Source organism: Anaeromyxobacter sp. SG17 (assembly GCF_022690695.1).
Lineage (GTDB): Bacteria > Myxococcota > Myxococcia > Myxococcales > Anaeromyxobacteraceae > Anaeromyxobacter > Anaeromyxobacter soli.
This window is the reverse complement of sequence record NZ_JALCYX010000005.1, coordinates 54,196-79,420: the sequence shown is the minus strand read 5'-3', so window position 1 is coordinate 79,420 and position 25,225 is coordinate 54,196. Positions and strand designations below refer to the sequence as shown.

Here is a 25,225-nt window from a genome sequence, read left to right as displayed (position 1 = left end):
CTGCGCCCCCGCCCCGTCGCCGCCGCTCGTCAGGGTCGGTTCACGCGGATGCGCCGCGGCAGGAGCACGCGCTCCACGCCGCACGCCGCCGCGTGCCGCTCGAGGCAGGCGAGGAGCGCGGGCCGATCGAGGTCGCCGCCTGCCTCCGCCCAGACCGCGCGGATCCGGAGCGCGCCCTTCTCGACGGCGCCGTCGAGGCGCCCGACGAGCGCGTCGCCGCGGAGGAGCGGGCACACGTACCAGCCGAAGCGGCGCAGGTGGGCCGGCCGGTAGACCTCCCAGCTGTAGTCGAAGCCGAACGCGGCGCGGACGAGCGCGCGATCCCAGATGAGCGGGTCGAGCGGACCGAGCAGCCTGAGCCTGCCGTCGGGGCTCGGGTGCCTTCGCCCCGCGAAGCCGCGCGGCGCGAGGTAGGTGCGCGTCGAGCCGACCACCTGGACCTCCTCGACGGCGCCCTCGGCGAGGAGCGCCTCGTGGATCCCTGCCCGGCGGGCAGGATCCAGCATCGACCACGTCGCGCCCCCGGCGCGCGAGAGGAGCCCGGCGGCCTCGACGCGCTCGAGGAGCGCCCAGCGGCGGAAGGCCTCGACCCGCTCCTCGGTGGGTCGCCCCGGCGGGTGGACGCGGGTGCGGGCCGCAGCCGGCAGCGCGCGGTCGGGCACGTCGTAGAGCTTGCCGCGCGGACCACGCCCGCTGACGACGACCTCGCAGCGCGTCTGCAGCACCTCGAGCGCCATCTTCGCGGCGCGCGGCGTGCCCCGCCAGCCGCTCCAGTCGAGCGGCTCGACGCGGCCGTGGTCGGCGAGGTCGTCCGCGGCGATCGGCCCGCGCTCCCGGACCTCGTCGAGCACCTTCTGGACCACGCCCGCGGGCAGGCGGCGCAGCCGCTCGGCGTGCGACCACCACGGCGCCTCGATGGCGAGCTCCGCCCGATACCAGGAGAACGACGCCGCCGGCAGCAGGCAGCGCTCCTTCGCGAAGTGCTCGAAGGCGTGGCCGGGGAGGAGGTGCCGGTAGACGTCGCCCCTGGCGATCCCGTCCACGCGGGCGAGGGCCACGAGGTCGGCGTTCGTGCCCAGCGGATCGAGCGGATCGAGCTGGATGCAGCGGAGCCGGGCGAGGAGCGCGCGAACCCCCGCCGGACCCGGCGGCAGCTCGGGCGCGGCGAGGGCGTGGTGGCCGACGAGGAACGCACGCGCCTCGGCCGGCGTGAGCGCCGTCGCCTTGGATCGCGGGCGAGCGCGCCGGAGCGCGGGGGCGGGCATGCCGCTCGTCTTATCGCCTGGGCTTGCGGGCGGCCAGCCCGGCGACGGCCCCGCGCGTCGCAGCCTCCTGTCCTCCCTGGGCGGGCGCCGCGCGAAGCCGGTCCTCGCGCCGCGCGCCACGGGCGATCGCCCGCTCCCGCTCGCGCTCGCGGGTCCTCACGGCCGTCCGAGCCTGGAGCGAGCCGAGGAGTCGCTCCGTGCTCGCGGCGATCTCGCTCACCGCCCGCTCGAACGCCGGGGCATCTGCCGCCGAGGGCTCGCGGAGTCCGCTCACCTTGCGCACGTACTGCAGCGCCGCGGCGCGAATCTCCTCAGCCGTCGTGGGCGGCTCGAAGTGGTAGAGGACGCGGATGTTGCGGCACATGGGTCCCTCCCAGGCTCGCCCTTTCGTAATCCCGGGCCGGGGAGGGTTCACGTCTTCCGTGAGCGGCGACTGGACCGCGCTAAGGCATGCAGATCGGGGGCGCCGTGCAGAGCGCCTGGGCGGTCGCGAGCATGCAGATGTCCGGACCTTGCCCGGGACAGACGGGCGCCGAGAAGTCGCCCTGGAGCGAGCTCCCGTCCTCGAAGGTGAGGGAGACGTGTCCGGTGACGGCCGAGCCGGTGATCTGGTCGAGCCGGAGCGTGCCGCCCTGCACCGACGGGCTGGGGGTGCCCGCGCAGGTCGGGGCCGCGCCCGTCGCGAGGGACTCGGCGAAGGTGACCGTGAGCCGTCCGGTGCCGTCCGGGACGGCCGTCGTGGCGCTCCCGTAGACCGTGTACGTCCCCGCCGCGAGCGTGGGCTCCGCGCCCGACGGATCGAGCTTCGCGAAGAGGAGGGTGACGTTCTGTGCGCCCGCGTGGAGCCTGCACTGGCTCGTCGCGTAGTCGCCGCAGGCGTCGGCGTAGGACGCGAAGTCGAGGGCGAGCGCCCGGACGCCGACCTGGCCGAGCACCGGCACCGTGCACGGTGTGGTGCCGGTCCCGGCCGGGATCGCCCTCACCTCGCGGGGCGTGAAGGAGCGCCCGCCGACGGTGCCCGAGAGGCCGCCGCCGCCACCACCGTCGCTGGAGCTGCCGCCGCACGCCAGCAAGAACGCCGAGACGAGGAAGAGCCTCCGCATGGATTCACCTCTCGTGCACGAGCACGTCACGCCGGGATCCGGCGCACCGCTGCAATGTACGGGCTGCCGCGGCAGCCGGCAGGGCTCACGGGAGGTGTACGGGCAGCCGGCGGTGCCGGCGGGCACTCACGGGAGGCGGAGGCATTCGGCCACGGAGGGCGACGGAGGCGTCTCCGGGCTGACCCGCGCGGAGCCGCCCCCCTCGATGGAGACGACGTACACCCCTCCACTGGCGCTCCCGTTCGAGATCTGGACGGCATCGGCGGGGTTCCCGGCGCCGCCGTAGTCGATGGAGCCAGTGACGGGCGTGGCGGCGGAGCCGTCCGGCGAGCGTGGCTGGAGGACGAACGTGAGCACGCCCGACATGTGCCCGTCTCCGCCCGAGTTGGCGTCGGTGACCTGCGGGCCGTCCACGCGGGCACCGCCGAGGTCCTCGAACGCCGAGTAGAGGATCGTGGTCGTGTTGTGCGTGAAGCCGCTCTGGGACACGCGGAGGTTGCCGGCGACGGTCCCGACGTAGGTCTCGGCCCGCTGGTACTGCGTCATCCCCGGACCGCCGAAGCCGATGATGCGGATCTCGGAGCTGCGGATGCCGAGGTTCGCGATCTGGAACGCGCAGGCGGCGTCCCGCGCCGTCGCCGTGCCGAGGCGCGCCAGCGCGGCGCCGAAGGCGGCGTAGGTCCCGGCGAGCGCGGCGTCGCCGGCGAGCACGAGCCGGCCGCCGTCCCGGATGACGGTGAGCTGGAGGGTGCGCCGCTCGTCGGTGCGCCAGGCGCCGCGCCGGCTGAGGAGCGAGGTGGTGCGCTCGTCCGGGAGCGTGTACTCCCGCTCGACCCGCAGCGTCGCGCGCCCCTCGCTCCCGGTCTCCGCCCACGTCCCCTGGAGCGTGCTCGCCGAGGTGCCGGCCGAGATCGGCATCTGCATCGAGGTGAACGCGAACGGGGTCGAGCCGTCGCTCGAGGAGGTGCCCACGAGGAGGACGCGGACCTCCGCCCCGTCGGCGGCGATCCAGGTGTCCCCGGCGACGCGCGCGGTGACGTCGAGCTTCTGCGCGACCTCCGCGTAGGGGCCGCAGGCGCCGAGGGCGAGAGCGACCAGGGCCGCCGCAGGGGCGGGACCGCGACGGCGCGCGCGCGCGCTCACCGCGCGACTCCCAGGCCGAGGAGGAAGCCCGTGCTGAAAGTGAATCCGTGCGCCAGGTCGTCCGCCCGCAACGGATCGTACAGGTCGTACGCGAGCGCGCAGTAGGCGCCCACCGTGATGGGCTGCGAGAAGCCGTGGTCGCCCCGTCTCCACCGCAGGATCGCCCCTCCGCCCACGCCGAGCGGCAGGGCCGAGAAGTCGCGATAGCCCGGCTTGCCCGGGAGGTACACCAGCGTCCCGTGCAGCCCGGGGCCCGCCTCCGCCTCCAGATCGGCGCGCACCGACCAGCGCCACTGCCAGCCGACGAGGAAATCCCCTCCCGACCGGCGGCGGTAATAGTCACCGGTCGCGTACACGCGCCCGTCCTGGCGCGCCTGGAGCGGGAGGAGCGCGAACAGGTGGACGAAGGGACCGTTGACGCCGAGCGACCCGAGGTAGCCGACGCTCCCCGAGAGGAAGGTGTACTGGCTGCCTTCCTCGCTGAAGAAGGTCGTCGCGTGGGGCCCGGCGGCGAGCGCGTGGCGGGATCCGTCGTGAGCGCCGAGGGGATCGTCGGCCTCGCGGCCGGCGCCCGGCGCTGCCTCCGCGGCGGGAGCGGCGCCAGGGGCGGCGGCGCCGAGCGCTCCGGCCAGCGCGAGGGCGAGCGTGCCGCGCGCGCCGCCCCTCACCGCGGCGCCTCCGCATACGCCCGTCGGGCGGCGGAGAGCGCGTTCGCATCCACCGCCTCGAAGCGCGACATCCGGATGCCGGCGAGCGCCTCGGCCCCAGCGGCGTCCGACGGGAGCGCCTGGAGCGCGGCGCGGAGCTTCGCCCACTGCGCCGGCGGCATGCGCCGGTCCACCGTCGCGACGATCCCCACCGGGAGCGACGGCGAGCGCGCGACCACCTCCAGCTCCGACGCGAGCGGGAGGTTCGGGAGCGCCGCCGCCTGGGCGCCGTCGAGGAGGACGGCGACCGGCTCACCCGCCGCCGCGCGCCGCAGCGCCGACAGCACCGCGGTCGACTGGACGATCCGCACGCTCGCCGGCAGCCGGCCCCACGCGCCGAGCGCAGGCCCGCGGACGAACCCGGGCGAGAACCCGGCGGAGGACAGGATCGTGTAGCCCTCGAGCGCCGCGGCCGTCGCGCCGCGTCCCTTCTTGAGGACGAGGCTCCAGCGCTCGAGCCCCGCGCTCCCCTGCGGCACCGGCTGGAGCTCTGCCCGAAGCGCGAGCGCCTTCTCGTGCTTCAGGAAGAACGGCAGGGAGACGACGGCGGTGGCGGCGTCCGGTGCGCGAAGGCGGGCGAGGCCGGCGTCCTCCAGCGGCTCGTAGGTCGCGCCGAGCGCGCCGGCCGGGAGCCCCGCCGTCGCCGCCGCGGCCGCGGCGAAGGCGTCCATCGCGCCCTGCGCCTCCAGCGTCGTGCCAGGCGACCCCGGCGCGCAGAAGACGATCTTCGACGGCGCCGCCGCCGCCGCGACCGCGGTCGCGCATGCGATCGAGGCCGCGAGCGCCGCCGCCCGTACGTACCGGTGACGTCCGAGGCTCACCCCGTGAACCTAGCGCACCTGCCCGGGGCGAGCCGGGGCCCAAGAGTATCCTCGGTCGTTCCGTCCGGGTCCGCTATGGATGCGAGATGCGCCGCGCCCTCCGGCTGACCAGGCGTTCACTGTACGTGGCGGCGAGCCGATGAGCCCACGGCTGCTCCGCGTGTTCACCCGGATCGTGGCGCTGCGCGCGCCGATCCTCGCCGCGTACGCGCTCCTCGCCGCGGTGGCCGTGGCGCTCGCGGTCGGCATCCGCTCCGACGCGGGCATCTCCGGGCTCATCGTCCCCTCGGATCCCGACTACGTCGCGACCCGCCAGTTCGAGGCGATCTTCCCCGAGCGCCCGATCGTGCTCCTCCTCCTCGAGGCGGACGATCCCTGGCGCCCCGAGGTGCTCGCGGAGACCCTGGCGCTCGAGGACGCGCTCCGCGCGATCCCCGGGGTGACGCCGGTCTCCGCGCTCGACGTCTACCGCCGCGCCCACCCGGGCTTCGCTCCGACCCCGGCCGGGGCCGCGGCGTTCCGCGCGTTCGCGACGGGGACCTCGTTCTTCCGCCGTCAGGGGCTCGTCGGCGACGGGTTCCAGGGCCTGGCGGTGGCGCTCGACGCGGCCGACCCGGCGCGGCGCGACGCGCTCCTCGCCGCGGTGGACGCCGCCGTCGATCGCGCGCCGCGCGACGCGGCCGTGCGGGGCGTCCGCCGGGTCGGCGCGCCGTGGGTGGAGGCGTGGATCGAGCAGGCCTCGCGCGAGGCGTCGCTCCGGTGGTTCCCGGTGTTCGGCCTGTTCGTCGTCGCCCTCGTGCTGTTCCTCTACCGCTCGTGGCGGACGCTCGTCGCCGTCGTCGTGGCCCTCGGGACCGCCGTGGCCCTCGCGGTCGCGGCGGGGAGGCTCCTCGGCTTCACGTTCACGGTGGTCTCGGCGCTCGTCCCGCTCACGGTGATGGTGACCACCCTCGCGAACCTGGTCTACGTCCAGTCGCGGTTCGTCGATCAGCCCGAGGACGTGGACGTCGACGCGCACCAGCTCTTCGCCCTCGCGAACAAGTTCCTGCCCGTCACCGCCTCCACCCTCGCGGCGGTGCTGGGCTTCGCCGCGCTCGCCGTCTCGAGGATCCGTCCCATCCGCGAGATGGGCCTGTGGACCGCCACCGGCCTGGCCCTCTCGTGGGTGACGGTGTTCACGCTCTTCCCCGCGCTGCAGAAGGCGCTCCGGACGCCCACCGGCCGCGCCGTCCCGGTCCGCAGCCGCCTCTACGATCGGCTCGCGGGGGCCCTCCCGTTCTTCACCTGGCGGCTGCGCTGGGTGCTCGTGCCGGGAGCGCTCGCGCTCGCGGCGATCGGGCTCGTGGCGATCACCGGCGTCCCGGGGCGGCTCGCGCCGATGCGGGTGGGCGTGGACTCCCTCGACTACGTGGACGCCTCGCTCCCCATCCACCGGGACATCGTCTACTACCGCGACCACGTCGGCGGGCTGAACGTCGCGCGGGTCTGGGTGCGCACCCGCGGCGCGGTGACCGATCCCGAGGTGCTGCACGCCCTCGACCGCTTCGCCTCGGCGGCCGAGCGCGAGCGGGACGTCACGTCCGTCGTCGGCCCCACCACCTTCCTGCGGATGCGCCGCTACCTCGCGTCCGGGGACGATACGCTCCCCGCGGACCCCCAGGCGTTCGCGGCGCTCGCCGGGGACGTCGAGCAGCTCCTGCTCGCGGAGCCGGAGCTCCGCGCGTTCATCGACGCCGGCTCGCTCTCGAACGCCCAGCTCACGGTGGTGTTCCGCGGCACGGAGGAGCGCGACTTCCGCGCGCTCGAGGCCGCGCTCGCCGCCGACTGGACGCGGGCGGCCGGCGGGACGCCGGCCCTCGAGGGCGCGTCGATGCGCGTCGTGGGCGAGTCCTTGCTGCAGGCGAAGGTGGGGGCGAGCCTCGTGCCCACGCTCGCGGAGAGCTTCGCGATCACGGCCGCGCTCATCTTCGTGGTGTTCCTGTTCGTGTTCCGCAGCGCCGCGGCGCGGCTCATGGCGATGATCCCCTCGGTCTTCGCGATCCTCGTCACGTTCCTGGGGATGCGCCTCACGGGCACGCCGCTCAACGTGGCGACCATCCTCATCGCGACCACGGTGCTCGGGACGACGGAGAACGACCAGATCCACTTCTTCCACCACCTGCACGAGGGCGAAGGGGAGGGTGGGCTCGACGGCGCGCTCCGCCACGCGCTGCGGGTGTCGGGGCGGCCCATCGCGTTCGCGACGCTCATCAACGCGGCCGGCTTCCTGGGCCTCTCGTTCTCGAGCTTCCCGCCCATCCGGCAGTTCGGGGTGGTGACCGCGGCGGCGTTCCTGCTCGCGATGCTCGCGGACTTCAGCGCGCTCCCCGCCGCGCTCTGGCTCGCGCGGCGCGAGCGCCCTCGGACCGGGTCCGCTCAGCCCGCCACGGCGCTCCCGCGCGCCACGCGCAGGTAGAGCGCCTCCAGCCGGCGCACCGAGTCCTCGAACCGGAAGCCTGCGGCGAGCGCGAGGCACCGCGCGCGCGCCTCGCGCAGGCGCTCCGGCGCGTCGAGGAGCAGGTCGAGCCGGCGCGCGAGGTCGGACGGGTCGCCCGGCTCGAACAGGAACTCCTCCGAGACGGCGAACTGGCGGGCGGCGCTGTGCGGGGCTCGCGCGACGAGGGCAGGCGTCCCGCACGCGAGCGCCTCGAGGACCGCCATCCCCTCGAGCTCCACCTCCGACGCGTGGACGAGCAGGTCGGCGGTGACGAGGAGCCGGCGGAGCTCGTCCTCGCTCACGAACCCGACCTCGGCTGGGACGGGCAGCGTCGCCGCCCGGCGCCGGAGCGCCTCCTCCTCCGGGCCCCGGCCGGTGACGACGAGCTGGATGCGGTCCGCGTGACGAGAGCGCCGCACGCCCTCGACGGTGACGTCGAGCCGCTTCTCCCGCGCGAGCCGGCCCGAGGCGACGACGAGGAGCTTCCCGCGGTGGCGCTCGTGGCGCTCCATGGGCGTGGGCCCGAAGCCGGGCGGGATGCCGTTCGAGATCACCTCGGCGGGCGCGCGGAGCCCGTGGACGCGCAGCTCCTCGAGCGCGAAGGGGCTCGGGCACACCACCGCCGCCGAGCGGTCGAAGAGCCGGGAGAGGAAGAGCCGGTACGTCCAGTCGACGAGCCGCGCGGAGCGCAGGCCGACGTTGTAGAGGAGGTTCTCGGGCTGCACGTGGAAGGCGGAGACGAGCGGAGCGCCGACTGCGTTCGCGATCCCCGCGGCGCGGAGCCCGAGCCAGAAGGGGAACTGCACGTGGACCACGTCCACGCGCCGGAACAGCGCCTCGAGCGTCCGGCGGCGGGGGACCGCGAAGACGAAGCCGTTCTCCCGCATCAACCGGCCGACGAGCGGCAGGTAGAAGGCGGGGAGCGCCAGCGTGCCGTCGCCCTGGGCGCCCGCCGCGACGACGGTCACGTCGTGCCGCTCGCGGAGCGCCTCCACGAACCGCAACGCCGAGCGGACGCCGCCCGCGATGGCGGAATCGAAGGTGTCCGCCACGAAGGCGATGCGAAGGCGGCGGTAGGGCTGCATCCGACCGAGAGTAATCGCGAGTCCCGACCGCTGCGAGGCGCCCCGACCGGGGCCGAACGAGAGTCGAGAGTCGAGAATTGGTGACCGGGCCGACCGAGAGTAAGGGGGAAAGGGGAAAGGAGCGGCCGACCGAGAGTAGTCGAGCTTCGATCGCGCAGACTCGCGGGAGAACGCCACCTGAAGAGGTGTCCGCCGGGTCGCGCGTATCGTACGTACAGTGAATGGACGTGCGTCACGCGGAGCCGCCGGTCGACCTCAGCGCGAGCGAGGTCGTGCTCGAGCAGCGCCGGCGGGCCGGCGCACGAGAACAATCTGCCTGGAGCGGGTGCCTGGCCGGGTCAGGCAGGCGCTGCGCACCGGACTGCGTGCTCGATCCGAAGCTGATACGTCCCCGCAGGGAAGATGATGGTCGCGTCGCCCGCTCGTCGCGCTCGCCACGCGCTGCGATAGGCGCGCAGGAAATCGCCGAGGCGCGCGAGCGCCTCGATGCGCTTCCACCTGTCGCGTGCAGCTACCCGCGGATTGAGCTCGCGCCTGGGCTCGCCGGGAGCAGGGCGCGCGAACGGCGACTGCGCACGGACGCGCTTGCGCCCGAGAAAGCCGCGTGCACCTTCGCACTGTCGCGCGTCCTCGAGCTCTCGCAGCGCCACCGCGACGAGGGCCTGGAACTCCTCGGCCGACGCGAAGCCTGGGGGAGTGGTGAGGCGCAGCTCGGCCGATGCTGGCATGCCGCCGCTGGGGCTGAAGAAGACCTTCGGGCGGGGAGCGATGAGCTTCGCCGATCCGAGCTGCTCGGGAGCGGTCCAGAGCCCCGGCCACTCGCGACCGGTGGGAACGAGCCCCGCGGTGACGGGATTCGCGAGGACGTAGGCGGCCTTGCGCACGACGTCGCTCGGCGCGACGGGGGTGACTGCGCTGTACGAGTTCTCGGAGGACCAGAAGCCCTCCCATCTCCCGAGCGACGCGTTGACGGCGCGGGCGACGAGTGAGTCGAGATACTGCATGAAGGCGGGGAGCCGCGCTTCGGGGTCGGTGACGAGGAGGTGGTAGTGGTTCGAAAGCACGCAGAAGGCGTGGACCTCGACGCGGTGGATGCGCGCGGCGGCTGCGAGGACGTAGAGGAAGATCGCGTTCGTGACGTCGGATGGCCGCAGGAAGAAGCGCCGTTCCGAGCAACGACGAGTCACGAGGTAGGTGACTCCTGGCAAGATCTGGCGTGGAGCGGTCACGTGGGGACGCGAAGGCAGGAGGCGTGCCGCCACGGGAGCCGAGGCCCGAAGCTCCTTTACGTACACGGTCGAACGAGGCGAGGTTCGCGGTTCGGCCCTCAGGACCGCGGTTCAGTTCTCTCGGTCCGGCAGGTGGGCGTGCTGGTTCGGCCCTCAGGACCGCGGTTCAGTTCTCTCGGTCCGGCAGGTGCTCCGATGTGGGACGCGAGCGCCGTCTGGCCGGAACCTTTAGGCAGTACGCCGAGATGGCCGGCCTGCGGCTTGACGCCACCCCGTCCAGTTGAAGATCATGCCGCGCCGCTCGTCCAGTGTGCTCGAGCGCCAGGTTGTGCGTGGCGGCGCCCGCTCACGTTCGCAGCCTCTGTTACTTCTGCCCCGAATGTCTGGACGCCGATGACGACGCGACTCTTGCCCGTGCTCTGGGCGCTGCTCCTCCTCCTGCCGGCCGCCCGCGCCGTGGCCGACACGGAGGAAGAGCTCACCGTGCTCAGCTACCACGAGGTCGCCGAGCCCGGCCAGGCGCTGGTGCCGCAGTACGCCGTCACGCCCACGGACTTCGTGAGGCAGATGGATTGGCTGCGGAACCACGGGTACCACTTCGTGAGCGTGGCCGACGTGCTGGCCGGCCGCGAAGGCAAGAAGCCGCTCCCGGACAAGGCGGTGCTCATCACCTTCGACGACGGCTATCAGTCCGTCTACGACCACGCCTGGCCCGTCCTCAAGATGTTCCACATCCCCGCCGTCATCAACGTCGTGGGGAGCTGGCTCGAGGAGAAGGGCACGGTGGACTTCGACGGGAAGCGGCTCCCCCGCGAGCAGCTGCTCTCCTGGCGCGAGCTGCGGGAGCTGTCCCAGAGCGGGCTCGTCGAGATCGGCAGCCACAGCTTCGACCTGCACCGCGGCATCCTCGGCAACCCGCAGGGCAACATGCAGCCGGCGACCACGACCCGACGCTACCTGCCGGAGGCGAAGCGTTACGAGGACGAGACCTCCTACCGCAAGCGCGTGCAGGCGGATCTCGAGCGCAACGACGCGCTCATCCGCCGCAACACCGGCAAGGCGCCCCGCGTGATCGCGTGGCCCTACGGCCGGTACAACAAGACGACGCGGGAGGTCGCGGAGCGGCTCGGCATGCGCATCGGCCTCACGCTGGACGACGGCGCCAACATGCACGACACGCCGCTCTGGGCGCTGCGCCGCATCCTGGTCGAGGGGGGGATGAAGCTGTGGGATCTGGAGCGCGAGATCACCATCCGCAACCAGAACCTCTCCGACAACGACCGCCCGCAGAAGATCATGCACGTGGATCTGGACTACGTGTACGACGCGGATCCCGCGCAGCAGGAGCGGAACCTCGACCGCCTGATCGACCGCATCGCCCGGATGGGCGTGAACGCGGTCTACCTGCAGGCCTTCTCCGATCCCGATGGGAACGGCTCGGCGGACGCCGTCTACTTCCCGAGCCGCAACATGCCCATGCGGGCGGATCTGTTCAACCGCGTGGCCTGGCAGATCCGCACCCGCACGCAGGTGAGGCGGCTGTATGCGTGGATGCCGGCGCTCTCCTGGGAGCTCCCGGCGAGCAACCCGGCCGCCCGCGACAGGGTCGTGACGCTGCCCGGGGAGAAGACCGGGCGCGTCGACATGGGGTACCTCCGGCTCTCGCCGTTCTCGGCGCGCGCGCGGCAGGCGATCCGGGAGATCTACGAGGACCTCGCGCGCGCGGCGCCCTTCGAGGGCCTGCTCTTCCACGACGACATCACGCTGTCCGACTACGAGGACGCGAGCCCCTTCGGCCTCAAGACGTACCAGGCGTGGGGGCTGCCCGCGTCGGTGCCGGAGATTCGCAAGAGCGACGACCTCATCGGCCGCTGGACCATCCTCAAGGTCAACGCGCTCGACGACTTCGCGATGGAGCTCGCCGACGTCGTGCGGGAGCAGCAGCCCACGCTGAAGGTCGCGAGGAACCTCTACGCGCGGGTGGTGCTGAACCCGAAGGCCGAGGTCTGGTACTCGCAGTCGCTCGACAACTCGCTCGCGCGCTACGACTTCACGGCCATCATGGCCATGCCGCTCATGGAGCGGGCGGCAGACCCGGGGACGTTCTTCCACGACCTCGTGAACGCGGTGAACGACCGCCCGGGGGCGATGAAGAAGGTCGTCTTCGAGCTCCAGTCCGTGGACTGGCGCGAGGACAACCGTCCGATCGACAGCAAGGAGCTCGCCGACCAGATCCGCAGCCTGTACGGCATGGGAGTGCAGCACGTCGGCTACTACCCCGACGGCCTCTTCAGCAATTCGCCAGCCACCGGCGTGATGAAGACGGTGCTGGACGGCAAGCCGAATGCCCCCGCGACGCGCTGAGAGGAGGGCCCGGTGACGGCTCACCCCGAGACGCTGTGGCACGGGCTCCTCGCCTTCGTCTTCTATTACCCGCTCTTGATGTCGTTCCTGTGGATGACCGGGGCGGCGCTGTTCTACTGGCGCTTCGAGCGGGCCGACACGGCGCGGGAACGGCCCCCCTCGACCCCGGGCGCTCCGCCGGTGAGCATCCTCGTCCCCTGCTACAACGAGGGCGAGAACGCGGAGGAGACGCTGAGCCACGCGCTCGCGCTCGACTACCCCGAGTTCGAGGTCATCGCCATCAACGACGGCAGCAAGGACGACACGGCCGAGGTGCTGGAGCGCATGGCGGCGCGGCACCCGCGCCTGCGCGTGGTGCACCTCGCGCAGAACCAGGGCAAGGCCATCGCCCTGCAGACGGGGAGCCTGCTCGCGAAGCACGAGATCCTGATCTGCATCGACGGCGACGCGCTGCTGGACAAGCAGGCCGCGCACTGGTTCGTCCGCCACTTCGTCGAGAGCGACTGGGTCGGCGCGGTGACCGGGAACCCCCGCATCCGCAACCGCTCGACGCTGCTCGGGCGGCTGCAGGTCGGAGAGTTCTCCTCGATGGTCGGCATCATCAAGCGCGCGCAGCGCAGCTTCGGCCGGATCTTCACGGTGAGCGGGGTCATCACGGCCTTCCGCAAGTCGGCCGTGCACCAGGTCGGCTACTGGAGCGCCGACATGCTCACGGAGGACATCGACATCACCTGGAAGCTCCAGCGCGCGGGCTGGGACGTTCGCTTCGAGCCGAACGCCCTGACCTGGATCCTCATGCCCGAGACGCTGAAGGGCCTGTGGAAGCAGCGGCTGCGCTGGGCCATGGGCGGCGCCCAGGTGCTGCTGAAGAACCTCGACGTCCTGCGTCACCCGAGCCAGAGCTTCCTGTGGCCGCTGCTGGTGGAGATGTGCGTCAGTGTGTTCTGGTGCTACTCGATGCTGCTCTTGACGGTGCTGTGGCTCGAGGGGATCGTGCTTCCCGGGGGCGCGCTGCCGGTGATACGTTCGCCCCTGAGCCCGCAGGGAAGCGGCGTCATCCTGGGCACTACCTGCCTGTTGCAGTTCGCGTTCAGCAAGTGGCTGGACAGCCGCTACGACCGCGGGCTCGGGCGTAACCTGTTCTGGATGATCTGGTATCCCTTCGCGTTCTGGATCATCAACACCGCTTCGATCGTCGTCGCTTACCCGAAGGTCCTCTTTCGCAGCCAGGGCAAGCGGGCTCGCTGGATCAGCCCGGACCGTGGCATTCGCTGATGTCGGATTGAACAAATGAGCGGTTCACTCATCATCAATGCGCGGGACCGCCTGCGCTGGCATCAGCGGCTCTGCTCCGATGCGTCCACCGTGCTCATGTGGGGAGCCTGGCTGAAGCTGTGGTACCCGGTGATGCGCTCCTTCTCCTGGGTGGCGGACATCAACGTCCTCTCCCAGCTCACGCTGATGAAGCTGGCGTCCGTGGGCGCGACCGCCGATGTCCCGCGGTACGCCATCGCGCTCGTCGGGACCTCGGGGACGCTGCTCCTGTGGAACCGGCTGCCGGCGCTGAAGGTGCGCACGCCCAACGTGCGCTCCGTGAGCGACTACGCCCGCCACTTCGAGCTGTCCGAGGACGAGATCCTGGCCGGCCGCGGCACCGCCGTGTGCGTGGTGCACCACGACGAGGGCGGCCGCATCATCCGCGTGGAGCGGCGCCAGCCCGCCGAGGCCTTCCGGCGCCACGATCCCGAGCCGCTCCAGGTCGAGCGGGCGGCCTGATCCGCGGCCGAACCTCCTGCAGGAGTGTCCCTGGCGCGCGCCGGCCCACGGCCGCGTACGCGGCGTGAGGGTCGGGATTCCTGCGAGCGCGCCGGTGCGCGCCGAGCTCCCGGGTCAGCCCGTCAGCTCGCGGTCGAACTTGCCCCGGAGGAACTCGCGGACCTGGGCGGACGGGCGACGCCGATCGAGATCGACGTTGCCCTGACCGGAGGCCTGCGGCTCGCGCATGGGCGAGACGACCAGCTCGGGCGCGGCGTCCCGACGACGATCCGCCGACGGGAAGTTCCGGACCTGCTCGCGCGCGACGCGCCACGCCTGCTGCACGGTCCAGGAGAGCGAGCGATCGAGGCGGACCGCCTCTTTCATGATCTCGCGCAGCGTCTCGTCGGGGAAGTACAGCGACTGTTTCTGTTTTTCGGTTCCGGCCATCCCTGCATTCCCTCCGCGGTGCTGTTCGCATCGTACGCGTGTCGACACGTTCGGCAACTCCGCGGCGTGCTTGCTTGATCGTAATCGTGGCTGCCCCGTCCGATCGGGGGAGTCGAGCGCCCTGCGCCTCGCGGTGCAGGCCACGAGCGAACGTCGCGCGGGCGAGCTCAGCGCCCCAGTGACAGGGCCTCGACCGCCTCGGGCCGAAAGCGGAGCCCGATGCCTGGACGTTCGGGGATGCGGGCGAGGCCGTCCGCGATCTGCAACGGCTCCTCGAGGATCGCGTCGGCCCAGTCGACGTACTCCAGGTAGTGGCACGTCGGCGTCGCCGCCAGCAGGTGCGCGCTGAGCTCCGGCAGCAGGTGGGACGACATCTCGATCCGGTGCGCCGCGGCGATCCCCGCCGCCTGGATCCAGCCCGTCACGCCGCCGATGCGAGCCGCGTCCGGCATCACGTGGTCGCAGGCACCGGCGCCGAGCGCCTCGATCATCGACTCGGGACCGTTGAAGTTCTCTCCGAGCTGTACGGGCACGGAGAGCGCCCTCGCGATCGCCGCGTTGCCGGCATAGTCGTCGTGACGGGTCGGCTCCTCCAGCCAGGCGATGCCCTCCGACTCGAGCGCGCGTCCGCGGCGGATGGCCTCCGAGACGGAGAGGGCCTGGTTGTAATCGACCGGCAACGCGATCTCGTCGGGGAGCCGCCCGCGGACCGCGCGCGTGACGGCGAGGTCCTCCTCGAGGGTCGGATGGCCGAGCCGCAGCTTCACGCTCCGGAATCCGCCCGCGAGGAGCTTCTCGGCCTCGTCCGCAGCAGCGTCCGGCGACATGAGGCCCAGCCCGCTCGAGTTGTAGGCGGGGATGGGCCTCGGCCTCGCCCCGAGCAGCGTTGCGAGCGGCGCGCCCGCGGCGACGGCGAGCGCATCCCAGATCGCGGCGTCGAGCGCCGACAGGGCCATGCGGACCACGCTCGCCACGCCCACGAGCGCGAACCGCCGGGCGAGCTTGGAGGCGATCTCGAGCGGCGCCGCAGGATCTCCCTCGACGACCGACACGGCGTCGCGCAGCACCGCGTCGATCGCCCGCGGCACGCTCCGGCGATAGCAGAACAGGTACGTGCGCCCGGTGATCCCCTCGTCGGTCTCGAGCTCGACGAGCAGCAGCGGGGCGCGGGTCACGGTCGCCGCGCTGGTGCCGAGGGGATACGTCATCGGAACCTCGACCGCGAAGGTGGTCACCCCTCTGATCGTCAGCGGCGGCAGCTCGGGGACGCTCGGCGCGGGCATGAGCGACGCTCCTCCAACGCGCGTGCATGAGCAGGCGCTGGGGCACGATCAAACGCGCGTGCCGGGTCGCTTGGGGTCACCCGAACGCACGCTCGAGCTGGGCACGTCGCGGTCGGTGGTCGGCGTGGAGGATCCGCCGGTGCACGTGGAGTCGCGAGGCATCCGCCGGGGAGGGCGTAAGAGATGCGGCCCGGCGGAGGGGAGCCGCCGGACCGCTTGATCTGCCTCACCAGGGGGAACGTCGCGCACGCAGTCGGTCGCAGGCGGCTGTCGTACATCCTCAGGTTACTGCGGCCTCGTGACGCAAGACATCCCGTGGCTCCGGGAGCCCCAAATGTGCGGCGAACCCCGCGCGATCCGGTGACCTTCTGTCGAACGCTGCGTTCGCGCCGCTCTCATGTGCGGCGTCTTGCCGCGTGGCTTGCGGTGGTGCGCGTTTGGGGCGTGTGGGCGTAATGTCCCCGAAGCATGGGACCCCCCGCGCACCCTCACGAGGCGGCATTCCAGGCCGTGACCGCCGCGTTCGCCTCCCTCGGGCGCGTATGCCTCGCACTCGACGTCGAGTACCGGATGCGGCACATCTCCCCGCTGCTGGACGATCTGCTCGGAGCGGGCGCGGCCGAGCACTACCGCGGCCGCCCCATCGTCGAGCTGCTCGGGTGCGAGCTCTTCGGCGTGGACGGGCCGTTCCGCGCGGCGCTCGCGGCGAGCGAGCGCCGCGAGGGCTGGCGCGCGTGGCTCCCCGATGGCGCGGGTGGGCGCCGGCCGACGTCGGTCACCGTGGCGCCGCTGCGCAACCTGGGCGGCGCGTGCGATCGCGAGGCCGTGTACCTCATCGTCCTCCGCCCGGCGGATCCCGAGGTCGGCGAGCCCTGCGGCCCGGCGCGCTCCACGAGCCTCGTCGTGGGGTCGCCCGCGATGGAGCGGGTTCAACGCCTCGTGGAGAGCCTCGACCACTCCGACGTGTCCGTGCTCATCGGCGGGGAGAGCGGCGTGGGCAAGGGCGTCGTCGCCCAGGAGATCCACGCGCGCTCGCGCCGGCGCGAGCGGCCGTTCGTGGCGGTCAACTGCGCGGCGCTGCCCGACGCGCTCCTCGAGTCGGAGCTGTTCGGGCACGTGCGCGGCGCGTTCACGGGAGCGCTGAGGGACCGGACCGGGCGCTTCGAGCTGGCGGACGGCGGCACGCTGTTCCTCGACGAGGTCGGCGATCTGCCCCTGCACGTGCAGGCGAAGCTGCTGCGCGTGATCCAGGAGAGGTCGTTCGAGCGCGTCGGCGACAGCCGCACGATCACCGTGAACGTCCGGATCATCGCGGCGACGCACCGCGACCTGCGGCGCGAGGTCGAGGCGCGTCGCTTCCGTGAAGACCTGCTCTACCGGCTGCGCGTCTTCCCGATCGAGATCCCCTCGCTGCGCCAGCGCCGGGAGGACGTGGCGCCGCTCGCGCGTCACCTGCTCGCGCGCTCCGCGGCGCGCACCGGTCGAGAGCTGAGGCTGTCTCCCGAGGCGCTGCGCCAGCTCGAGGGATATCGCTGGCCGGGCAACGTCCGGGAGCTGGAGAACGCGCTCGAGTATGCGGCGACGGTCGCGACGGGGCAGACGATCCAGCCGGAGGACCTCCCATCGGAGGTGCTCGCCGTCGCGGAGCCTGCCCGGAGCGCGCACGACGCGACCGTCGAGCGGGAAGGGGTGCGCGGTTCGTCGAGGCGGCGGGATCCTCCCGCGCGCGAGGAGCTGCTCGCGGCGCTCCAGGAGAACCGCTGGCACATCGCCGACACCTCGCGGGCGCTCTCCGTCTCCCGCTCCACGCTGTGGCGGTGGATGCGCGAGCGCCGCGTCACGCGCGCGTCCTAGAACGGCGCGTCGCGACGGAATGTCGCGACATGCCTGGGATCCACGGGCCCGCGGCCTCTGATCGCTCGAAAGAACGCCATGCGTCGGGGTGGCGCACCCCTTGCTCATGTGACGGGGCAGGGCGACGCGACCGCGATGCGGCACGGGCGGAGCCGGGCGCTCACCGCGCTCGACTCCGCATCGAGGGGGGACGTGTGCGCGTTCGCCAGCGCCTGCGCTCGGTGCGCGGCGCGATCGATCACGAACGCAGTTGGGAGGATCACATGACCAGACGGACCCTCGCCGTCCTCGTCGTCTCCGCCGCCGCGCTGGCCTGCGGCGGCGCGACCGACGACGGACTCGGTGCAACGACACAGGCAGCGCAGAGCCCGGGCGGCGGCACGCCGACCTTCAAGATCCTGGCGAGCAACGATCTCGGGATGCACTGCGCGTGTCCCAGCTTCGGCACGTTCATGCTGCTGCCGCCCTACAACACGCTCCGGGCGCAGGTGTTCCAGACGGGCAGCCTCGACCCGGTGCTCCTCGGAGCGAGCAGCCAGTACAAGGTCACCTACGACGTCCTCGAGAACACCGACGCCGCGATGAAGGCGGACCCGTACTTCGCCAACTGGATCCAGAACTCCCCGAAGATCTTCCCCGGCTTCCAGCCGGTGCGGGCGGACGGCCGCATCCAGGGGCTCGGCGGCGCGACCTTCAGCGGCGACATGGACGTCAAGACGACGCCGGCGACGACCTACTTCGAGAAGGCCGGCATCCCGGCCTATCCAGTCGTGACGGGCACCGCCACGGACATCATGACGGATCCTCTGGGCGGCCCGAACCGGACGCCGTACCTCACCGGCCGCATCCGGGTCGTCGAGACGGCGACCGGCCAGGTGATGGCGAGCGACGACGTGACGGTGCCGGTGGCGTTCGGCGGCTGCTGCAACTGCCACCTGAAGCTCGCGGGAGCGTACGGGAAGCCGGCCACGCCCGCGGGCTCGTTCGAGACGATGGGCATGCTGCACGCGCGTGACGCCCGGATCGACTTCTCGAAGCTGGACCCGGATGGCGACGGCGTGGGCGGCCCCATCCGCTGCTCGGTGTGCCACTGGGATCCGGCCATGGGCGAGAGCCAGGCGCCGGGCTTCGCGGCGACGTATCCGAACTACCAGATCCTCCCGGGCGCGACGTTCACGAGCGCGGACGTGCGGACGTCGCAGTACTCGTTCTCGGACGTGCTGCACCGGTTCCACGCGCAGAGCTCCGCGGTGCTCACGTCGTACGACGCGAACATCGCGAAGAACTGCTACGACTGCCACCCCGGCAACAACGTGAACTGCTACCGGGACACGCACACCACGAAGACCAACGCGAGCGGCCAGCCGATCTGGTGCACCGACTGCCACGGCGACCTGAACCAGCGCATCGCGCAGAACCAGATGGCGAACCCGTGGTCCGACCAGACGCTGCCCACCTGCGCGCAGTGCCACGGCACCAAGTACGGCGAGCTGTCCCCGTCGCACGCGAACTGGCTCAAGATCGGCGTCTTCGGCAAGTACCTCAACTCGAGCGGCCACAAGTTCGACAAGGTGCTCTGCTCGTCGTGCCACGGCTCGCCGCACGGGCTCAACCCGTCGACGCTCGCCAAGGACAACGTGCAGAACGTCGCGCTGCAGAACGACTCGCGCGCCATCGGTGTCTGCAACGTCTGCCACACCGGCAAGTCGGCGTCGTGGGGGGTGCCGCCGCACTAGGTCGCGCGGCGTGAGGACGGCCGCGGGAGGCATGCTCTCCCGCGGCCCGTCCCGCCGCACAGCTCGCGTCGAGGCCGACCGCGGGCCGTAGCTGCGGCCACCCCGCCGCAGCGAGACCTCTCGCAGCGGCTTCTCGTGCGCGGGTGCAGCCCCCGCCACGAGCGGCGTGACCGACTTCGTCGCGACAAGACGTCGCAACGTCGCCGTCGCGGCGCCTTCGCGCTGCGCGTATCCGGGCAGGAACACGCCGCTTCGGTGGTGGCATGTCCCGTGCTCTAGCGACGCGGCAACGCGACGCACACGAGGCGCGGTCCGGAGCCCGGCGGCACCCGCTGTCAGCCGAACCACGCCGACGAGGTCCTCGGCCGGCAAGCGCGCGAGGACAGAGGTGCTGCTCGCCGACGTCGCCGGCCTCCGGGGCGCCGGCCTCACCATCGAGAGGGACGACAGATGAAGAGAGCGCTTTACGCATTCCTCGCCATCTCCGCGATGCTGGCGGCGTGCGGAACCGAGCAGGAGCTGGCCGCGCAGAGCCAGGCCGAGACGGCGGCGAGCTCGTACACGATCACGATCGTGTCGCAGAACCCCTCGAGCGGGGTCGCGATCACCGTCAGCCGGGCCGACCTCTACGGCAGGGCGAGCGGGACGACCGAGTTCACCCGTACCTACACGACGGGCACGGCCCTGTCGCTCACCGCGCCCTCGAGCGCCTCCGGGGCTCCGTTCCAGAAGTGGCAGAAGAACGGCGTCGACCTCACGTCCAGCACGACCGCCAGCATCACCGTGAGCGCGCAGGATCGCTACACGGCGATGTACGGCTCGAGCTCGGGCGGGAGCTCCCCCACCTTCAAGATCCTGGCGAGCAACGATCTCGGGATGCACTGTGCGTGTCCGAGCTTCAGCACGTTCATGCTGCTGCCGCCGTACAACACGCTCCGGGCACAGGTGTTCCAGACCGGCGCGGGCGAGCCGTCGCTCCTCGGGGCGAGCACCCAGTACAAGGTCACCTACGACGTCCTCGAGAACACCGACGCCGCGATGAAGGCGGACCCGTACTTCGCGAACTGGATCCAGAACTCCCCGAAGATCTTCCCCGGCTTCCAGCCGGTGCGGGCGGACGGCCGCATCCAGGGGCTCGGCGGCGCGACGCTGAGCGGCGACATGGAGGTCAAGACGACGCCGGCCACGACCTACTTCGAGAAGGCGGGCATCCCCGCCTATCCGGTGGTGACGGGCACCGCCACGGACATCATGACGGACCCGCTCGGCGGCCCGCAGCGCACGCCGTATCTCACCGGTCGGATCCAGGTCGTCGAGAAGGCGACCGGCAAGGTGATGGCGAGCGACGACGTGACGGTGCCGGTGGCGTTCGGCGGTTGCTGCAACTGCCACGTGAAGCTCGCGGGCGCGTACGGGAAGCCCACGACGCCCGCGGGCTCGTTCGAGACGATGGGCATGCTGCACGCCCGTGACGCCCGGATCGACTTCTCGAAGCTCGATCCGGACGGCGACGGCGTGGGCGGCCCCATCCGCTGCTCGGTGTGCCACTGGGATCCGGCGATGGGCGAGAGCAAGGCGCCGGGCTTCGCGACGACGTATCCGAGCTACAAGATCCTCCCGGGCGCGACGTTCACGAGCGCGGACGTGCGGACGTCGCAGTACTCGTTCTCGGACGTGCTGCACCGGTTCCACGCGCAGAGCTCCGCGGTGCTCACGTCGTACGACGCGAACATCGCGAAGAACTGCTACGACTGCCACCCCGGCAACAACGTGAACTGCTACCGGGACACGCACACCACGAAGACCAACGCGAGCGGCCAGCAGATCTGGTGCACCGACTGCCATGGGGATCTGAACCAGCGGATCGCCCAGAACCAGATGGCGAACCCGTGGTCGGCGCAGACCCTGCCCACCTGCGCGCAGTGCCACGGCTCCTCCTACGGGGAGAAGTCGCCCGGCCAGAGCGGCTGGCTGAACACCGGCATCTTCGGCAAGTACCTCAACTCGGCCGGTCACCACGGCTCCAAGGTGCTCTGCTCGTCGTGCCACGGCTCGCCGCACGGGCTCAGCCCGTCCACGCTCGCCAAGGACAACGTGCAGAACATCGCCCTGCAGAACGACGCGCGGGCGATCGGCAAGTGCACGGTCTGCCATGGTGACCAGTCGAGCACCTGGCAGGTCCCGCCGCACAACTAGCGAAACAGGCCGGCCGCGGGGTGGGTACGCTCACCCCGCGGTCGCGTCCTCGAAACTCCACTCCAAGCACGGAAACGTTCTCCATGACGCGACGGATGGTGATGGTGTCGGTGATTGTGGTGTGGATCGGCGCGCTGGCCGCGGTGGTGAGGCTCGGTCCGCCGCGTCTGCGCGCCTCGGGACCGCCCCTCACGGCTGCAGCGCTCGACACCTCGAAGACCCTCGACTACCTCGCGGGCTGGGCGCGGCGCGACCGCTGGGACGCGTTCCCGGAGTCGCCCTCGTTCGCCTTCTACAACCTGTACACGACGCGTGCCCTCGGCGGCTCGGTGTCACCGGAGCTTCGCGCCCAGGTGATCGAGTACCTCCGCAGGTGCCAGGCGCCCGACGGCGGGTTCACGGCGGCACCCGGGACCGGACCGTCGCACGTCGTGCCGACGCTGTACGCGACGCGCACGCTGGGGCTCCTCGGCGCGCTCGACGCGATCGACCGGCCGCGCGCGGTGGCGTTCCTCACGTCGCTGGCGGGGAAGGACGGCGGCTTCCGTGGACGCGCTGCCGAGGCGGACGTGTCGCTCGGCGCGACGTACCACGCCCTCGCCGCTCTCGAGATACTCGGCGCCCTCGATCGCGTGGACCCGCGCCGCACGGCCACGTTCCTCTCGTCGCACCGGGCGGCGGAGGGAGGCTTCGCGCTGCGCCCGGGCATGATCGCCTCGCCGGCCGCGACCTTCATGGCGGTGCGCTCCCTGAAGCTCGTCGGCGCGCTCGATCCCGAGACGGCCGCGGGCGTGGCGCGCCACCTCTCGGGCTCCCGGTACTCGGGGAAGGTCCGCGACGGGAAGTTCACCTCGCTCCCCGAGATCGAGGAGGAAGCCCAGGTGCTGGGTGCCCTCGCCGAGGTCGGTCGCCTGGACGTCGTGGACCGTGCCGAGGTGGAGCGGTTCGTGGCGAGCCTGTACGTGGCCGAGAACGGCGGGTTCGGGCCGCAGCCCGGCCTCGGCACGACTCCCCCGAGCACGTTCCACGCGATCGCGTGCCTCGTCGCCCTCGGCCGGCTGCCCGCGCCGGCGGGAGGCTAGGGCTCCCCTTCACGAGCAGCAGGTCGTCCGCGCGAAGTGGGCGGCGGCGAGCCCATCGAAGCAGGCGTCGAGCCGGTGGCGGCGGTCTCGCCCGAAGGTCGCTCGACCGGCCCGGCCTCGGTTTGCGGACGGGCGCCGCTCCCGGCCGGCGGCGCGATGAGCTCTCGCCCGCCTCGCCTCTCGCCGTCGCCCGTCGGACGAGCGACGAAGCCTCCGCGTCACGGCCAGCCCGGGCTCGACGTTCGACGTCCCGGTGCTCACGCTAGAGGCGCCATGCCATCCACACTGCCCAGCCAGATGAAGGCCGCCGCCGTCGATCACTTCGGCGGACCCGAGGTCCTGCACACCGAGACGTTGCCCGTCCCGCAGCCCGGCGAGCACGAGATCCTCCTCCGGGTCGACGTGGCCGGAGTCGGCGTCTGGGACCGTGGGTCCGGCAAGGCGGTTTCGACGACGGCTCGACACGTTTCCCCTACGTGATGGGGAACGACGGAGCCGGAGTCGTGGTGGCAGTGGGCCCGAAGGTCAGCCGCGTACGCGTGGGACAGCGAGCCTATGGCTATCAGATGGAGGGCGGCTTCTACGCCGAGTACGCCAAGCTCGAGGAGGGGCGGGCGGCCCCGATCCCGAGCGGCCTGGACGCGAGGGAGGCCGGCGCGCTGGGCGCGGACGGGATCACCGCGCTGCGCGGGCTCGACGACGAGCTGCGGCTGCGCAGCGGACAGTCGCTCATGATCATCGGCGCGAGCGGCGGGGTGGGCCACATCGCCGTGCAGCTGGCCAAGCGGATGGGGGCGCGCGTGCTCGCCGTCGCCTCGCGAGCGGATGGTTTGAAGCTGGTCGAGAAGCTCGGCCCGGACGTCGCGATCGACGGGCGAAGAAAGGACGTGGCGAAGGCGGCTCGCGCGTTCGCGCCCGAGGGGCTGGACGCAGCTCTCGTGCTGGCGGGCGGGGACGACGTGAACGCGGCGCTCGCGACGATCAAGAAGGGGGGACGGGTCGCCCATCCCAACGGCGTGGAGCCCATCCCGGAGGTCCCGAAGGGCGTCGAGCTGCTCGCGTACGACGGCACACCCAGCGCAGAGGCGTTCGACCGGCTCAACCGGCTGATCGGGGACGCCCCGTTCCACGTCGAGCTCGGGAAGCTCTACGAGCTCGAGGAGGCCGCCCAGGCTCAACGGGACGTCGAGAAGCACCACCTGGGAAAGCTCGCGCTGCGTATCCACTGAGGCGGAGACCCGTCGAGCTGGATGGCTGCTGCGGTGCACGACCCCACCAACCGGGCTCCGCGCTGGGGCGGCCGCCCGGCCGGAACTCTCACCGCCGCCGGCTCGCCAGGGGCTCGATCACCGCGCCGCCACCCACCGCGCTCCGCACTTCGGGCAGACGTACGTCGCCATGTTGCCGATGGACTGCTCGACGACGCCTTCGGCGCCGCACTTCGGACACTTGTTCGTCGGCTGAGTCGGGGCAGGGACGTGGACGGGCATGGCGGAAGAGTCTACCCCGCCTGCGCGCCGTCGCCGACGCGCCGTCGAGTCACGGTTCCGGTTCGCTTGGCGGTGCCGCCGGGCGGTGGTCATGTTGTGCGCGGCCCGCCCGCCTCGCGCAGGCGTGCGCGGTCGGACGCACCCGGAGAGCGGAGGTGGGCCGTGGCGAGGACGATGCGAGCAGTCGAGATCACCAGGCCCGGATCGGGCTTCACGCTCGTGGAGCGCCCCGTGCCCGAGCCAGCGGCGGGACAGGTCCGCATCGCGGTCGAGGCGTGCGGCATCTGCCACTCCGACGCGTTCGTGGCGGAGGGCTCCTATCCCGGCCTCGTATACCCGCGCGTCCCCGGTCACGAGGTGGTCGGCCGCGTCGACGCCGTCGGAGCAGGCGTGGTCGTCTGGCGCCCGGGGCAGCGTGTCGGAGTGGGCTGGCACGGAGGGCACTGCGGGGCGTGCGAGGCGTGCCGCTCGGGCGACTTCATCCAGTGCGAGCGTGGGCTCGTCTGCGGCTTCAGCTACGACGGCGGGTACGCCGAGCAGATGGTCGCCCCGCAGGAGGCGCTCGCCGCCATCCCCGACGCGCTCGACTCGGTCGCCGCCGCTCCGCTGCTCTGTGCGGGCGTCACTACGTTCAACTCGCTGCGAAACAGCGGCGCCCGGGCGGGCGACCTCGTGGCGGTGCAGGGCATCGGGGGGCTGGGGCACCTCGGCCTGCAGTACGCCCGCAAGCTCGGGTTCCGGACGGTCGCGCTCTCGCGCGGCGCAGACAAGCGCGCGCTCGCGCTCGAGCTCGGCGCGCACGAGTACGTCGATCAGGAGGTCGGGGACGCGGCGGCCGCGCTCAAGAAGCTGGGCGGCGCGCGCGTGATCCTCGCCACGGCGCCGAACTCTCAGCTCATGTCGAGCCTCTTCGACGGCCTGGGACGCGACGGTACGCTGCTGGTGGTCGGCGCGAGCGCCGATCCGATCCAGGTCTCGCCGTTCCAGCTCATCGGCGCCCGGCGGCGGGTGCAGGGCTGGCCGAGCGGTACGGCCAAGGAGGAGACCCTGGCCTTCAGCGCGCTCAACGCGGTGGCCTCGCGGAACGAGACGTTCCCGCTCACGGCGGTGAACGAGGCGTTCGAGCGGATGATGTCGAACCGCGCGCGCTTCCGGGTCGTGCTGAAGGTCCGGCAGTAGCCTCGGC

The 25,225-nt window shown here is 72.2% G+C and carries 22 protein-coding genes; 11 read left to right on the top strand and 11 right to left on the bottom strand.

All coding sequences use genetic code 11. The features are described from left to right. Positions 1-29: 29 nt before the first annotated feature. The 6 genes from MNY60_RS04070 to MNY60_RS04045 all read right to left on the bottom strand — a co-directional run bounded on the left by MNY60_RS04070 (position 30) and on the right by MNY60_RS04045 (position 5,039). A complete protein-coding gene (locus MNY60_RS04070; protein WP_242354921.1) occupies positions 30-1,265 on the bottom strand; it encodes a DNA glycosylase AlkZ-like family protein in 1,236 nt (411 codons plus the stop codon). A 10-nt stretch (positions 1,266-1,275) separates the two neighbouring features. Next, positions 1,276-1,629, bottom strand: coding sequence for a DUF2277 domain-containing protein (locus tag MNY60_RS04065; RefSeq protein ID WP_242354923.1), 354 nt, complete (start codon positions 1,627-1,629; stop codon positions 1,276-1,278). 79 nt (positions 1,630-1,708) lie between these two features. After that, positions 1,709-2,368 (bottom strand): hypothetical protein, encoded by a 660-nt coding sequence (locus MNY60_RS04060; RefSeq protein ID WP_242335184.1) that lies wholly within the window; start codon positions 2,366-2,368, stop codon positions 1,709-1,711. Positions 2,369-2,494: 126 nt separating this feature from the next. Then, positions 2,495-3,511: a hypothetical protein gene (locus MNY60_RS04055; protein WP_242360075.1), complete on the bottom strand. Its 1,017-nt coding sequence runs from the start codon at positions 3,509-3,511 to the stop codon at positions 2,495-2,497. Beyond that, on the bottom strand, positions 3,508-4,179 hold the full coding sequence (locus MNY60_RS04050; RefSeq protein WP_242354927.1) for a hypothetical protein: 672 nt from the start codon (positions 4,177-4,179) through the stop codon (positions 3,508-3,510). Before MNY60_RS04050 ends, MNY60_RS04055 begins: the two co-directional genes overlap by 4 nt. Beyond that, positions 4,176-5,039, bottom strand: coding sequence for a phosphate/phosphite/phosphonate ABC transporter substrate-binding protein (locus MNY60_RS04045; RefSeq protein WP_242360074.1), 864 nt, complete (start codon positions 5,037-5,039; stop codon positions 4,176-4,178). The genes MNY60_RS04050 and MNY60_RS04045 overlap by 4 nt, the downstream gene beginning before the upstream one ends. Positions 5,040-5,178: 139 nt before the next feature. Here MNY60_RS04045 and MNY60_RS04040 point away from each other — a divergent pair, with 139 nt between their 5' ends. Then, a complete protein-coding gene (locus MNY60_RS04040) occupies positions 5,179-7,494 on the top strand; it encodes an RND family transporter (protein ID WP_242354931.1) in 2,316 nt (771 codons plus the stop codon). On the opposite strand, the gene MNY60_RS04035 is transcribed toward MNY60_RS04040, so the two are convergent. Both MNY60_RS04035 and MNY60_RS04030 read right to left on the bottom strand, forming a co-directional pair. Then, complete coding sequence (locus MNY60_RS04035) at positions 7,455-8,600, bottom strand: glycosyltransferase (RefSeq protein ID WP_242354933.1); 1,146 nt, start codon at positions 8,598-8,600, stop codon at positions 7,455-7,457. The two genes, MNY60_RS04040 and MNY60_RS04035, sit on opposite strands and share 40 nt — an antisense overlap. 338 nt (positions 8,601-8,938) lie before the next feature. Then, positions 8,939-9,829 carry a transposase gene (locus MNY60_RS04030; RefSeq protein ID WP_242335202.1) on the bottom strand — a complete coding sequence of 297 codons (891 nt, stop codon included), beginning with the start codon at positions 9,827-9,829 and terminating at the stop codon, positions 8,939-8,941. 393 nt (positions 9,830-10,222) lie between these two features. On the opposite strand from MNY60_RS04030, the gene pgaB reads away from it, so the two are divergent. Genes pgaB through pgaD form a run of 3 tightly spaced genes read left to right on the top strand, consistent with a single transcriptional unit; the run spans position 10,223 to position 13,969 of the window. Next, positions 10,223-12,193, top strand: a complete 1,971-nt coding sequence (gene pgaB / locus MNY60_RS04025; RefSeq protein ID WP_242335205.1) for a poly-beta-1,6-N-acetyl-D-glucosamine N-deacetylase PgaB — start codon at positions 10,223-10,225, stop codon at positions 12,191-12,193. 12 nt (positions 12,194-12,205) lie between these two features. Then, on the top strand, positions 12,206-13,468 hold the full coding sequence (pgaC, locus tag MNY60_RS04020; protein WP_242335208.1) for a poly-beta-1,6-N-acetyl-D-glucosamine synthase: 1,263 nt from the start codon (positions 12,206-12,208) through the stop codon (positions 13,466-13,468). A gap of 15 nt (positions 13,469-13,483) precedes the next feature. Continuing rightward, entirely contained in the window at positions 13,484-13,969 is a 486-nt protein-coding gene (gene pgaD, locus MNY60_RS04015) for a poly-beta-1,6-N-acetyl-D-glucosamine biosynthesis protein PgaD (protein ID WP_242335211.1), read from the top strand. A gap of 114 nt (positions 13,970-14,083) precedes the next feature. Here the strand turns inward: pgaD and MNY60_RS04010 are convergent, their stop codons facing one another. Continuing rightward, positions 14,084-14,398, bottom strand: coding sequence for a TIGR04563 family protein (locus MNY60_RS04010; RefSeq protein ID WP_242335214.1), 315 nt, complete (start codon positions 14,396-14,398; stop codon positions 14,084-14,086). A gap of 167 nt (positions 14,399-14,565) precedes the next feature. Next, positions 14,566-15,681, bottom strand: a complete 1,116-nt coding sequence (locus tag MNY60_RS04005) for an enolase C-terminal domain-like protein (RefSeq protein ID WP_242354935.1) — start codon at positions 15,679-15,681, stop codon at positions 14,566-14,568. Between the two features lie 468 nt (positions 15,682-16,149). Between MNY60_RS04005 and MNY60_RS04000 the strand changes: the two genes are divergently transcribed. The 6 genes from MNY60_RS04000 (at position 16,150) to MNY60_RS03980 (ending at position 23,778) form a co-directional block, all read left to right on the top strand. Continuing rightward, positions 16,150-17,535: a sigma-54-dependent Fis family transcriptional regulator gene (locus MNY60_RS04000; protein ID WP_242335220.1), complete on the top strand. Its 1,386-nt coding sequence runs from the start codon at positions 16,150-16,152 to the stop codon at positions 17,533-17,535. A gap of 263 nt (positions 17,536-17,798) precedes the next feature. Next, positions 17,799-19,271, top strand: a complete 1,473-nt coding sequence (locus MNY60_RS03995) for a hypothetical protein (RefSeq protein ID WP_242335223.1) — start codon at positions 17,799-17,801, stop codon at positions 19,269-19,271. Between the two features lie 450 nt (positions 19,272-19,721). Further along, positions 19,722-21,467 (top strand): hypothetical protein, encoded by a 1,746-nt coding sequence (locus MNY60_RS03990; RefSeq protein ID WP_242360073.1) that lies wholly within the window; start codon positions 19,722-19,724, stop codon positions 21,465-21,467. A gap of 83 nt (positions 21,468-21,550) precedes the next feature. Continuing rightward, positions 21,551-22,549 carry a prenyltransferase/squalene oxidase repeat-containing protein gene (locus MNY60_RS03985; RefSeq protein WP_242338498.1) on the top strand — a complete coding sequence of 333 codons (999 nt, stop codon included), beginning with the start codon at positions 21,551-21,553 and terminating at the stop codon, positions 22,547-22,549. A 273-nt stretch (positions 22,550-22,822) separates the two neighbouring features. Next, positions 22,823-23,029 (top strand): hypothetical protein, encoded by a 207-nt coding sequence (locus MNY60_RS24155; RefSeq protein ID WP_308197113.1) that lies wholly within the window; start codon positions 22,823-22,825, stop codon positions 23,027-23,029. Beyond that, the gene (locus MNY60_RS03980; RefSeq protein WP_374109395.1) at positions 23,029-23,778 is read left to right on the top strand and encodes a zinc-binding alcohol dehydrogenase family protein; all 750 of its coding nucleotides are present in this window, start codon (positions 23,029-23,031) and stop codon (positions 23,776-23,778) included. The genes MNY60_RS24155 and MNY60_RS03980 overlap by 1 nt, the downstream gene beginning before the upstream one ends. A gap of 117 nt (positions 23,779-23,895) precedes the next feature. Here the strand turns inward: MNY60_RS03980 and MNY60_RS03975 are convergent, their stop codons facing one another. Continuing rightward, positions 23,896-24,039 (bottom strand): zf-TFIIB domain-containing protein, encoded by a 144-nt coding sequence (locus MNY60_RS03975; protein WP_242338494.1) that lies wholly within the window; start codon positions 24,037-24,039, stop codon positions 23,896-23,898. 162 nt (positions 24,040-24,201) lie between these two features. Here MNY60_RS03975 and MNY60_RS03970 point away from each other — a divergent pair, with 162 nt between their 5' ends. Continuing rightward, positions 24,202-25,218, top strand: coding sequence for an alcohol dehydrogenase (locus tag MNY60_RS03970; protein ID WP_242360072.1), 1,017 nt, complete (start codon positions 24,202-24,204; stop codon positions 25,216-25,218). Positions 25,219-25,225: the final 7 nt, after the last annotated feature.

Bases quoted from the DNA above. Each gene is read 5' to 3' on its own strand.
- MNY60_RS03985 (WP_242338498.1), top strand. From the start codon at position 21,551: ATGACGCGACGGATGGTGATGGTGTCGGTGATTGTGGTGTGGATCGGC.
- MNY60_RS24155 (WP_308197113.1), top strand. From the start codon at position 22,823: ATGCCATCCACACTGCCCAGCCAGATGAAGGCCGCCGCCGTCGATCAC.
- MNY60_RS04035 (WP_242354933.1), bottom strand. From the start codon at position 8,600: ATGCAGCCCTACCGCCGCCTTCGCATCGCCTTCGTGGCGGACACCTTC.
- MNY60_RS04070 (WP_242354921.1), bottom strand. From the start codon at position 1,265: ATGCCCGCCCCCGCGCTCCGGCGCGCTCGCCCGCGATCCAAGGCGACG.
- MNY60_RS03995 (WP_242335223.1), top strand. From the start codon at position 17,799: ATGACCAGACGGACCCTCGCCGTCCTCGTCGTCTCCGCCGCCGCGCTG.
- MNY60_RS04005 (WP_242354935.1), bottom strand. From the start codon at position 15,681: ATGCCCGCGCCGAGCGTCCCCGAGCTGCCGCCGCTGACGATCAGAGGG.
- pgaD (WP_242335211.1), top strand. From the start codon at position 13,484: ATGAGCGGTTCACTCATCATCAATGCGCGGGACCGCCTGCGCTGGCAT.
- MNY60_RS03980 (WP_374109395.1), top strand. From the start codon at position 23,029: ATGGGGAACGACGGAGCCGGAGTCGTGGTGGCAGTGGGCCCGAAGGTC.
- MNY60_RS04065 (WP_242354923.1), bottom strand. From the start codon at position 1,629: ATGTGCCGCAACATCCGCGTCCTCTACCACTTCGAGCCGCCCACGACG.
- MNY60_RS03990 (WP_242360073.1), top strand. From the start codon at position 19,722: ATGAAGAGAGCGCTTTACGCATTCCTCGCCATCTCCGCGATGCTGGCG.
- MNY60_RS04000 (WP_242335220.1), top strand. From the start codon at position 16,150: ATGGGACCCCCCGCGCACCCTCACGAGGCGGCATTCCAGGCCGTGACC.
- MNY60_RS04010 (WP_242335214.1), bottom strand. From the start codon at position 14,398: ATGGCCGGAACCGAAAAACAGAAACAGTCGCTGTACTTCCCCGACGAG.
- pgaB (WP_242335205.1), top strand. From the start codon at position 10,223: ATGACGACGCGACTCTTGCCCGTGCTCTGGGCGCTGCTCCTCCTCCTG.
- MNY60_RS03975 (WP_242338494.1), bottom strand. From the start codon at position 24,039: ATGCCCGTCCACGTCCCTGCCCCGACTCAGCCGACGAACAAGTGTCCG.
- MNY60_RS04060 (WP_242335184.1), bottom strand. From the start codon at position 2,368: ATGCGGAGGCTCTTCCTCGTCTCGGCGTTCTTGCTGGCGTGCGGCGGC.
- MNY60_RS04040 (WP_242354931.1), top strand. From the start codon at position 5,179: ATGAGCCCACGGCTGCTCCGCGTGTTCACCCGGATCGTGGCGCTGCGC.